The sequence below is a fragment of the Variovorax trehalosi genome (genome assembly GCF_051216415.1).
GTDB lineage: Bacteria > Pseudomonadota > Gammaproteobacteria > Burkholderiales > Burkholderiaceae_C > Variovorax.
The window spans coordinates 114,254-123,590 of the sequence record NZ_JBPJZG010000010.1 but is presented as its reverse complement, the minus strand read 5'-3'; the positions used below and the strand labels follow the sequence as shown (position 1 = coordinate 123,590).

General features: G+C 67.5%; 9 protein-coding genes. 4 read left to right on the top strand and 5 right to left on the bottom strand.

The features are described from left to right. Positions 1-89: 89 nt before the first annotated feature. Together ACSFA7_RS29850 and ACSFA7_RS29845 are read right to left on the bottom strand one after the other, a co-directional pair. Positions 90-812, bottom strand: coding sequence for an RNA pseudouridine synthase (locus ACSFA7_RS29850; RefSeq protein WP_435502689.1), 723 nt, complete (start codon positions 810-812; stop codon positions 90-92). Further along, positions 809-2,506, bottom strand: coding sequence for an MBL fold metallo-hydrolase (locus ACSFA7_RS29845; RefSeq protein ID WP_435502688.1), 1,698 nt, complete (start codon positions 2,504-2,506; stop codon positions 809-811). The genes ACSFA7_RS29850 and ACSFA7_RS29845 overlap by 4 nt, the downstream gene beginning before the upstream one ends. Positions 2,507-2,637: 131 nt before the next feature. On the opposite strand from ACSFA7_RS29845, the gene ACSFA7_RS29840 reads away from it, so the two are divergent. Further along, a complete protein-coding gene (locus tag ACSFA7_RS29840) occupies positions 2,638-3,654 on the top strand; it encodes a Bug family tripartite tricarboxylate transporter substrate binding protein (protein ID WP_435502687.1) in 1,017 nt (338 codons plus the stop codon). A 170-nt stretch (positions 3,655-3,824) separates the two neighbouring features. On the opposite strand, the gene ACSFA7_RS29835 is transcribed toward ACSFA7_RS29840, so the two are convergent. Both ACSFA7_RS29835 and ACSFA7_RS29830 read right to left on the bottom strand, forming a co-directional pair. Further along, the gene (locus tag ACSFA7_RS29835) at positions 3,825-4,655 is read right to left on the bottom strand and encodes a TorF family putative porin (RefSeq protein ID WP_435502686.1); all 831 of its coding nucleotides are present in this window, start codon (positions 4,653-4,655) and stop codon (positions 3,825-3,827) included. 103 nt (positions 4,656-4,758) lie between these two features. Beyond that, positions 4,759-5,688 (bottom strand): DMT family transporter, encoded by a 930-nt coding sequence (locus ACSFA7_RS29830; RefSeq protein ID WP_435502685.1) that lies wholly within the window; start codon positions 5,686-5,688, stop codon positions 4,759-4,761. Between the two features lie 132 nt (positions 5,689-5,820). Here ACSFA7_RS29830 and ACSFA7_RS29825 point away from each other — a divergent pair, with 132 nt between their 5' ends. From ACSFA7_RS29825 to ACSFA7_RS29815, 3 genes are all read left to right on the top strand, one after another. Then, the gene (locus tag ACSFA7_RS29825; protein WP_435502684.1) at positions 5,821-7,023 is read left to right on the top strand and encodes an amidohydrolase family protein; all 1,203 of its coding nucleotides are present in this window, start codon (positions 5,821-5,823) and stop codon (positions 7,021-7,023) included. Positions 7,024-7,074: 51 nt separating this feature from the next. After that, a complete protein-coding gene (locus ACSFA7_RS29820; RefSeq protein WP_435502683.1) occupies positions 7,075-8,334 on the top strand; it encodes an alpha/beta hydrolase family protein in 1,260 nt (419 codons plus the stop codon). 124 nt (positions 8,335-8,458) lie between these two features. Beyond that, positions 8,459-8,716, top strand: coding sequence for a hypothetical protein (locus ACSFA7_RS29815; RefSeq protein WP_435502682.1), 258 nt, complete (start codon positions 8,459-8,461; stop codon positions 8,714-8,716). A gap of 10 nt (positions 8,717-8,726) precedes the next feature. Here ACSFA7_RS29815 and ACSFA7_RS29810 read toward each other — a convergent pair whose 3' ends face one another. After that, positions 8,727-9,332: a TetR/AcrR family transcriptional regulator gene (locus tag ACSFA7_RS29810; protein ID WP_435502681.1), complete on the bottom strand. Its 606-nt coding sequence runs from the start codon at positions 9,330-9,332 to the stop codon at positions 8,727-8,729. Positions 9,333-9,337: the final 5 nt, after the last annotated feature.

The window sequence follows — 9,337 nt, the reverse complement described above, 5'->3', positions numbered from 1 at the left end:
CTCCCCGTCGGCGGCGCCAGGCCGCTTGCTGAAAATTTCAAGCCGCAAGCACAAGGCAGGCGGCGCGTCGTTTTTCTCTTTCTCTTCGGTCAAAAACGTTCGTGCGGCGCCAGGTAGCGCCACTGGCCGGGCTGCAACCCCGCGAGCGGCACGCGCCCGATGCGGATGCGCCGCATGGCCACGATGGTCAGGCCCATCTGGTCGCACAGGTGCGCGATCTGCCCGGGCCGCGCACCCTTGAGCGCGAAGCGCAGGCCGGTCTGCTTGCCGTCCTCGGCCTGGCGGCCGATGCTCACGCGCGCGGGCGAGCGCTCGAAGCGCACGAGCACCTCGGGGCTCACCGTGCCGGCCACGTCGACCATCACCTCGTGCTCGAGGATGCCCGCGTCTTCCTGCAGCTTTCGCTCGATGCGGAACTCCTGCGTATAGGCCACGAGGCCGCTGGCGCCGGTCTCCAGTGGTGTCATGCAGTGCTGTCCCTTCACGTGCGCGGGCAGGAATTTCTGGCCGGCGCGCTCGGGCTCGTGGTGGTTCGCGGCCACCAGCAGCTTGAAGGCGTTGTCGGTCGGCATGCCGGCCGGCTTGTACAGCAGCATCGTCACGGGCACCACCGGCTCGGGCTTGGCGCCAGCCGCGATCTCGACCTGCTGGTGTGCCTGCACGCGCGACTGCGGCAGCAGTGCGGGCACGCCATCGACGCGCACTGCGCCGTTCTCGATCAGCAGTTCGGCCTCGCGCCGCGACACGCCGGCGAGGGCCGCCACGCGCTTGGCGAGGCGGATGCCTTCGTCTTCGGGAGCGTTGTTCTTCATCGGGCGCCTGCCTGTTGTTGTGGTTGTTGCTGCAGTTGCTGGATGCGCGCCACATGCGCGGCCAACGAACGCGCGGCCACCGGCCACATGCGTTCGGGCACATCGTCGTAGGCGATCGGCAGCCATTGCTCGGGCGTGCCTTCGGGCAGCTTGTGCATGGCCGCGGCGACCTTGGCCTCGCGCTTGAGGCGGTGCGCCTTCAGCTGCGCGATGGCGCTGCGCGCAAAGCCGATCACGTAGCCGTGGGCCGGCAGGATGAATTCCACCAGGCCCGCGGCGCACGCCTCATCCAGCGTGTCGAGCGAATCCAGGTAGGCCGTCATGTCGCCATCGGGCGGGTCGATCACCGTCGTGCTGCCGTTCAGGATGTGGTCGCCCGAGAACAGCAGGCCGTCTTCCTCGAGCACCAGGCACAGGTGGTTGGCCGCGTGGCCGGGCGTGTGGATCACGCGGAGCGTGTGGCTGATGGGCTCGCCCTCGGCGGTGGTGCCAGAGAGCGTGAGGCGCTCGCCGTTGATCAGCGAGCGCTCGGGCGTGAAGCGCGCCGTGGCGCGCGCGGTCGGTGCCGAGGGCAGGCCGAGAATCGGCGGTTTGCTTGCCTTGCACAGCGCCTGCAGCGGCGCGGCACCGGGCGAATGGTCGGCATGCGAGTGCGTGCAGACGATCATGCGGATGTCGCCGTGCGTGAGGCGCCAGAGGCGGCCGATGTGGTCGAAGTCGTTCGGGCCCGGGTCGATCACCAGGTAGCCGGTGGCCGCATCGCCCACGATGTAGGTGTTGGTGCCCGGGCCGGTCATGGCGCTCGGGTTGGGCGCGGTGAGACGCTGCACGTTCTTCAAAAGCGCCACCGGCTGCTTGCTCTGCCAGTCGAGCGCGTGCACGAGCTGGCCGTCGGGGCAGACCAGTGCGAGCTCGCCGTAGGGTGAATCGCTTTCCATGTAGCGCACGTCCTCGCCCTTGAGGAAGCCCGCGCGCGGGCAGCTGGTCCAGAGCGGCGCCTCGCCATTGCCGTTGGGCGCGCAGGCCGCGAGCACCGCATCGACCGTTGCATAGGCCGCCATGCGCTGCAGTGTGCGCACGGTCGGGAAGATCATGAAGAAGTTGCCCGCCGCATGGCGCGCGAGCGCATCGGCGGGGTGCACCCAGCTGGGCTCGAACTGCTCGCTCTCGTCGGCCGTGGGCTCCTGGCCTTCTGGCATGCGTGCCACGAGAAAGGGCACGTCGAAGCGCTTGGGCAGGTCGCGGTCGGTGATCCAGTGCGCGAAAGTGAACACCTGGTCGGACGCCAGCACCAGCCCGCGCGCCGCGCATTGGTCGGCGAAGCCGGTGCCCGCGGTGGCGTTGCGGTCCATCGAGGCGATGTCTTCAGCGCTCACCGGGCGGCCGTCGGCGTGGTGTGCGAGCAGCACGCCCAGTTCCTCGAAAGCCTCGCGGATCGCCGCGATGGCCTGGGTGCGTTGGGCGCGGCTCTGGGTGGCGCGGCGGGTGGCGATGCGCTTGGCGGCTTCGTCGGCCGCGTCGATGTGGCCGCCGGGGAAAACGTAGGCACCGGGCGCAAAGCTTGCAGTGGCCGAGCGGCGGGTCATCAGCACCTCGATGCCGGCGGGCGTGTCGCGCAGCAGCAGCACGGTGGCGGCGGCGCGCACGGGCGCGGGCTCGCGTGCGGGGTGGATCAATTGGGAGAAGCGGACCATGGGGTGATTATGGGGAGCGGGTGCGATGCGCGTGTGGCGCGGTGCATAAGCTCATGGAGAAACGGGCATGAGCCGCGCGCCACAATCCACTTTTGCACCCTCTGCACCGCCCGCCTCGCAGAAAGACAGTCATGGCCCATTCTCCGTCCTCTCTCTTCTCCCTGTTCTCACGCCGTTCGCTGCTCCTGGCCACGGCCTTGTGCGCTGCCGCAACGCCGGCCGCCTTTGCCCAGCACGACTGGCCGCAGCAGCCCGTCACGCTGATCATGGGCTTTCCCGCAGGCTCGGGCGTCGACGTGGTCGCCCGCACCATCCAGGAGCCGCTCGCGAAGCAGTTGGGCCGCCCGGTCATCATCGATTACCGCTCGGGCGCCGCCGGCAACATCGCCAGCGAATACGTGGCGCATTCGAAGCCCGATGGCTACACGCTCTCGTTCGGCACCGCCGCCACGCATGGCAGCAATGCCGCGCTCTACAAGAAGTTGCCCTTCGACGTGGAGACCGACTTCGTGCCGGTGGCGCCGGTGCTCGACGTATCGAACGTGCTCACCATCAATTCGAGCGTGATCGACGTGAAGACGCTGAAGGAGTTCGTCGATCTCGTCAAGGCCAACCCCGGCAAATACAACTATGCCTCCACGGGCAACGGCGCGGGCACGCACATGGCGTTTGCCGAATTCAATTCACGCCTCGGGCTGAACATGGTGCATGTGCCCTACAAGGGCGGCCCCGAGGCCATCACCTCGGTGGTGCGTGGCGAGACCTGCTGCATCATGAACCAGGTGCAGACGGTGCTGCCGCACTACAAGGCGGGCAAGGTGCGACTGCTGGGCGTGACCACGGCCAAGCCGGTGGCGGCGGTGAAGGAAGTGCCGACCATCGCCTCCAGCGGCGTGCCGGGCACCAAGGGTTTCGACAGCTCGATCTGGTTCGGCATCTTCGCGCCCAAGGGCACGGACCCGCAGATCGTGGACAAGCTCAATGCCGCGGTGAAGGCGGTGCTGGAGCAGCCCGAGATCCGCGAGAAGTTCGAGGCGCAGGGGAACACCATCCGCATCGAGTCGCCTGCGCAGTTCAAGAAGACGGTGCATGAGAACCGCGTGAAGTGGGCGGAGGTGGCGAAGGCTGCGAACATCAGCATTGACTGATGGGTGCGGGCTGCGTTCAGGGCGCGTGCGCAGGCCGCCGGGTACTCCCCTCCGCGAATGTCCCCCGCCTTCGGCTCCTCCTTGATTTCGCTGCGGGGAGCACCCGACGCCCTGCGCACGTGGGCACGCTGTCGGTGTGCAGCGATCAACGGGTGCTCTGACCTTGAGAACTACAGCGTCTTCGTCAGCGTGACGATGAAGCGCGCCTTGTTCGGTGAGTAAGTTGTCCGCCCGAAGGTGCCGAAGCCGAAGTCCACGCCGGGGTTGCTCACTGCCGTGTACGCACTCTTCTTGTTCGCGCCCTGCACCGAGCCGGCCAGCGAGAGGCCGTTGCCGAAGTCATACGAGGCGCCCACGTTGTAGTCGACGTAGTTCCTGTAGCCCAGGCTGCGGATGTCGCTCGACATGCTCGTGTAGCCCACCGCTGCTTTCAGCGTGAGCTTGGGCGCGATCTCCTTGCTGTAGGCCAGGTTCAGGTAGCCGGTGTTGGTGCCCTTCAGGCCCGAGCCGGCCTTGTTGCCCGCATAGCCGAAGTAGTCCTTCGACACCGTGTGCGAGTACTTCAGCGTGAAGGAGCCGATCGCTTCGTTCGTGTAGCCGGCGCTGCCGTACAGCTCGGTCGTGTTGCCTGAGGAATTGCCGGGGTAGATGTAGGTGAGCGCACCCACGTCCATGTCGAGCGGGCCGGCCTTGAACTTGTAGCCGCCGTAGACATCGCTCTCCAGGCTGTTGCCCTTGAGCCAGTTGACGCTCGAATTCCAGTTGCCCACATAGAAGCCGCTGTCGCCGAAGGCGTAGTCCAGGCCGCCCTGGATGGCGGGCTTGAAGCCGCTGGTCTTGGCGTAGTCGTTGCGGCCCAGCATGTCCTGGTCTTGCCCGCGGAACTTGTAGTTGCTGGTGAGCGCGACGTTGCCCGCGAGCTGTGCGCTCGCGAGCATCGGCAAGGCGGTGAGGGTGGGGAGAAGGAGCATCGGAAGGGCGATGCGGATCAGGTGTTTCATCGAAAGAAATCGCTAACGGATGGAGGAGCCGGCAGCGTAGGAGAGGGCGTCTAAAAGCCGCGTAAAAAATGAGGTCCCGAGCGAAAAAGTTTTGAACGCGGCCTCAGCTCGTTGGCGCGCCGCGGCGCGCCGGCATCGTCATCGCGACCACGCCCGCCACGATGCAAGCGAGCCCGATCCACGCGGTGGGCGAGAGCGCTTCGCCGAGAAACACCACACCGATCGTCACGCCGATGGGCACGCGCAGGTACGCCTGCGCGGCAGTCGACATCGGCCCGAGTGTCTTGATGAGGCGGAAGTAAATGGTGAAGGCAAGAGCGGTCGAAACCACCGCAAGCGCCAGCACCGCCATCACCGATGCAGCCGAGGGCGCGAGCGTCCACGGCCTGTCGATCACGATGCTCGCGGGCAGCAGCATCGCCGCGCCACTCAGCAGCGAGCCCGCGGCCGGCACCATCGGGTCCAACCCCTTGAACACGCGGCCGAACATCGCGGCGCAGCCGTAGCAGACGGCGGCCGCCACCAGCCCGAGCTGCGCGAGCAGCGAATGCCCGAGGCCGTGCAGCGCCTCGAAGCCGACGATGAGGCAGATGCCCGCCAACCCCGCGCCCACGCCGAACAGCCGGCGCAGCGTGGGCTTGTCCGCGCCGCCCATGCAGAGGCCGAGCAGGAAGATGAAGATCGGCGAAGTCGAGTTGAGGATGGTCGCGAGCCCGGCATCGACGCTGCGCTCTGCCCACGCGATGAGCGTGAACGGCAGCACGCTGTTCAGGCATGCCTGCAGCGCGAAGCGCCCCCACATCGCGGGTTCGGTCGGCAGCTTCACCCCACGCATGCGCAGCACCGCGAGCAGCAGCAGGCCGGCGACCAGCGTGCGCGCCGCGATCAGTGTGACGGGCGGCAGCGTCTGCACGCCGATCTTGATGAAGGTGTACGAGGCGCCCCAGCAGGTCGCGAGCACCGCGAGCAGCGCCCATTCGAAGGCGAGGTTGGGGCGGGTCCTGGCGTCTGTGTCGAGGGTGGTCGTGTGCATGGTGCGCCGATCATCGCGAGCGGGCGGCGCGAACACTTCGGCCTGGAACGAATCGTGTGCGGTGATGACCACGCGCCCGAATCTGGGTACGCTGCTCGCGACAATCCGCCCGATGCTTTTCAAAAAAGAACCATGCCCACGCTCCTGATCCGCAACGTTCGCCCGATGGGCGCTCCCCCCGTCGACGTGCTCGTGCGCGACGGCCGCATCTCGGAAATCGGCGCCGCGCTTTCCGCGCCCGCCGATGCAACGGTGGAAGAGGGCGGCGGCGCCTTGCTGCTCCCCGGCCTCGTCGAAGGCCACACGCACCTCGACAAGACCATGTGGGGCATGGACTGGTACCGCAACGAAGTCGGCACCAACCTCATCGACAAGATCGAGAACGAGCGCGCCTTCCGCCACGCGAGCGGGCACGGCGCAGCGGCGCAATCGCTGGTGCTCGCCAAGGCCTTCCTCGCGCTGGGCACCACGCGGCTTCGCACGCATGTCGATGTCGACACGCAGGCGGGCCTGCGCCATCTCGAAGGCACGCTGCGCACGCGCGAGGCGCTGCGTGAGCTGCAGCAGATCCAGGTCGTCGCGTTCCCGCAGTCCGGCCTGCTGGGTCGCCCCGGCACCGCCGAGCTGCTCGACCAGTCGCTCGCGCTCGGCGCCGACGTGCTCGGCGGCCTCGACCCTTGCGCCATCGACGGCGACCCGGTGAAGTCGCTCGATGTGCTCTTCGGCATCGCCGACAAGCACCAGCGGCCCATCGACATCCACCTGCACGAGCCGGGCGCCATGGGCGCGTTCTCGCTCGACCTCATCCTGCAGCGCACCGAGGCGCTGGGCATGCAGGGCAAGGTCGCCGTCAGCCACGGCTTCTGCCTCGGCGACGTGGCCGAACGCGAGCGCGAGACGCTGCTCGTGCGCATGGCGAAGCTCGGCGTGGTGCTCGTCACCAGCGCGCCGCCGTCCCGCAGCGTGCCGCCGCTCATGGCCTGCCGGCAGGCGGGCGTGACGGTGGTCGGCGGCAACGACGGCATCCGCGACGCGTGGACGCCCTACGGCAACCCCGACATGCTGGAGCGCGCGATGCTCATCGGCCTGCGCTACAACCTGCGCCGCGACGACGAGGTCGGAGTGGCGCTCGACACCGTCACCCACGCGGGCGCGGGCGGCTGCGGCTTCGAGGCCTATGGGCTCGTGCCGGGCAACCGCGCGGACCTGGTGCTGGTCGATGCGCAGACCGTGGCGCATGCGGTGGTGTCGCGGCCGGTGCGCAAGCTCGTGGTGGCGGGTGGGCGGGTTGTCGCGCGCGATGGCACGCTGGAGGCCGGGATAGCATCGTTGTAGGGGTACGCGAAGGCGCGTGTTTCGATCACCAGAAAATTGGAGGGAGTTCTCTTGAAGCAAAGTCTTTTCGGGGCGTTTCTGCTCGGCGTTTGCATGGCCGCATCGGCGCAGACCCCATGGCCCAGCTACATCGGCGATCTGCCGCGTGCCGTTTCCGAAAGCTCCGTGGCGGCCGAACTTCCAGCGGAGGTGGCCGCGTTGGCGCAGGACGCCACGGCCCCTGCCGAGGTCGCGCAATGGAGCGGCATCTGGCGCGGATGGTCGTGCCGCACGGCGGGCTGCGACGTCAAGATCGCCATCCGCGATCTTTCCACCACCGGCGCGACCGTGACCTATGCGGGCGCCAGCCCGCTGCAGACCGTGGTCGACGAAGCCCCCGGCCGCTTCGAGAACGACGAACTTCAGGTCACGCTCAAGACCGGCGCCAAGCTGGTGCTGCGTCTGCGCAAGGACGGCGACATGGAGCTCGGCATCTGGCGGCCGGAAACCCAGCTCCTGTCCGCGGGCGTGCTGTCGCGTCGCCCACCTGCGTATGTGCGACGCGTCGAATGGCTGGACACGCCGTTCACGGAAAACGGCAAGCCGGTGAAGCTCGAGATGATCATCCACCGCCCCGAAGGCGATGGGCCCTTTCCCACGCTCGTCATGAACCATGGCTCGACAGGCATGGGCAATCGCCCGGAGTGGTTCAAGCTGACCTGGGTCAGCCCCGAGGTGAGTGCGTTCTTCGTCGCACGCGGCTGGCAGGTCATCTATCCGCAGCGCCGGGGACGGGGCCGCTCCGAAGGGCTGTATGACGAGGGCTTCGAGACGGATCGCTCGCGCTATTCATGCCAGGCCTCGCTGTCGCTGCCCGGTGCCGAGCACGCACTGGCCGATCTGCAGGTGGCCATGACGCACATCCGGCAACGCAGCGATGTGGACGCCAAGCGCATCGTGATCGGCGGCGTGTCGCGCGGCGGCATTCTCGCCACGGCCTACGCGGGTCTTCATCCGCAGGAGGAGGTGGGAGTCATCAACTTCGTTGGCGGCTGGATCGGCGCGGGGTGCCCGGATGCAGTCAAGGTGAATGGCGAACTGTTCAAACGCGGGGCCGCCTTTCCGCAGCCGACGCTCTGGCTGTACGGCGAGGCAGATCCGTACTACCCCATTGCGCACAGCCGGGGCAACTTCAATGCATTCCAGGCAGCCGGCGGAAAAGGGACGTTCGACGTCCTCACGCCACCGAAGGGGCTGGACGGCCACGGCACCTACACCGTGCAGCGCCTGTGGGGCGCGGCCTTGGATTCGTACCTGGAGTCGCTCAGGTAGGCAAAGCGGCCGCGCCACGGGCTTGTGGGGCCGGGCCCCCAGTGCATGCGCGGCCCTCGCTGACACGCCGCTGCAGCGAGCGGTGCAACCATCGACTCCGATTCAACATTTGGAGGAACACCCGATGAACAAGACCCTGATCGCACTCGCCACTTCGCTCACCCTGCTCGCGGCCGGCACGGCCAGTGCGCAGATCGGCAAGGCCGCCTCCGAGGCGACCGATGCCGCGCAGCACAAGATCGACGAGAAGCAGGCCGACAGCAAGGCCAAGAAGAGCGGCCCGGTCGGCAAGGCGGTGAACAACGTCAAGTCGGGCTATCACAAGAATCGCTCGAAGAGTTCGGCCGAGAAGGCCAAGCAGTCGCTGAAGAACGCGGGTTAAAGAACGCGCGCTATTTCTGTTCCTGCGCAAGACGCAGCAGCGCGATCCCGGCCGAAACGAACGACCGCACGGGCCCCTTCTTGCCTGTCAGGTGGCCGTTCATGTAGGCCCCATCGAACAGCAGCCCCAGCTGGTCCGCCAGCTCGGCGGGCTTGCGAATGCCCGCCTGCTTCGCTAGCGCGGCGAGACGGCGGTGCAATTCGAGCTTGTGCCGCGTGGTGATGGCGCGTGCAGGATGGCCTGCATCCGGAAACTCCGTGGCCACGTTGAGGAACGGGCAGCCGCGGTAGGTCGGCTTGAGGATGTGATTGGCGATCCAGCGGATGTGCGCCTCCAACTCCGCCAGCGCATCGCCTTTCGCCTTCTCGGCCACGCCGTCCCAATCGCGCCAGTACTCGGCGTCTTCCTGTTCGAGAAACGCAACGACCAGATCGTCCTTGGTCGTGAAGTGCCGATACAGGCTGGTCTTCGCGACGCCCGATCGCTCGACCACCAGGTCGACACCGACGGCCCTCACACCCTCCCGATAGAACAGCGCCGCCGCTGTTTCGAGAATGCGCGCCCGCGCGACGGAGGGGCTGCGTTCGCCGGCGACTGCTTCGGTGGTCGCGACCATGCGTT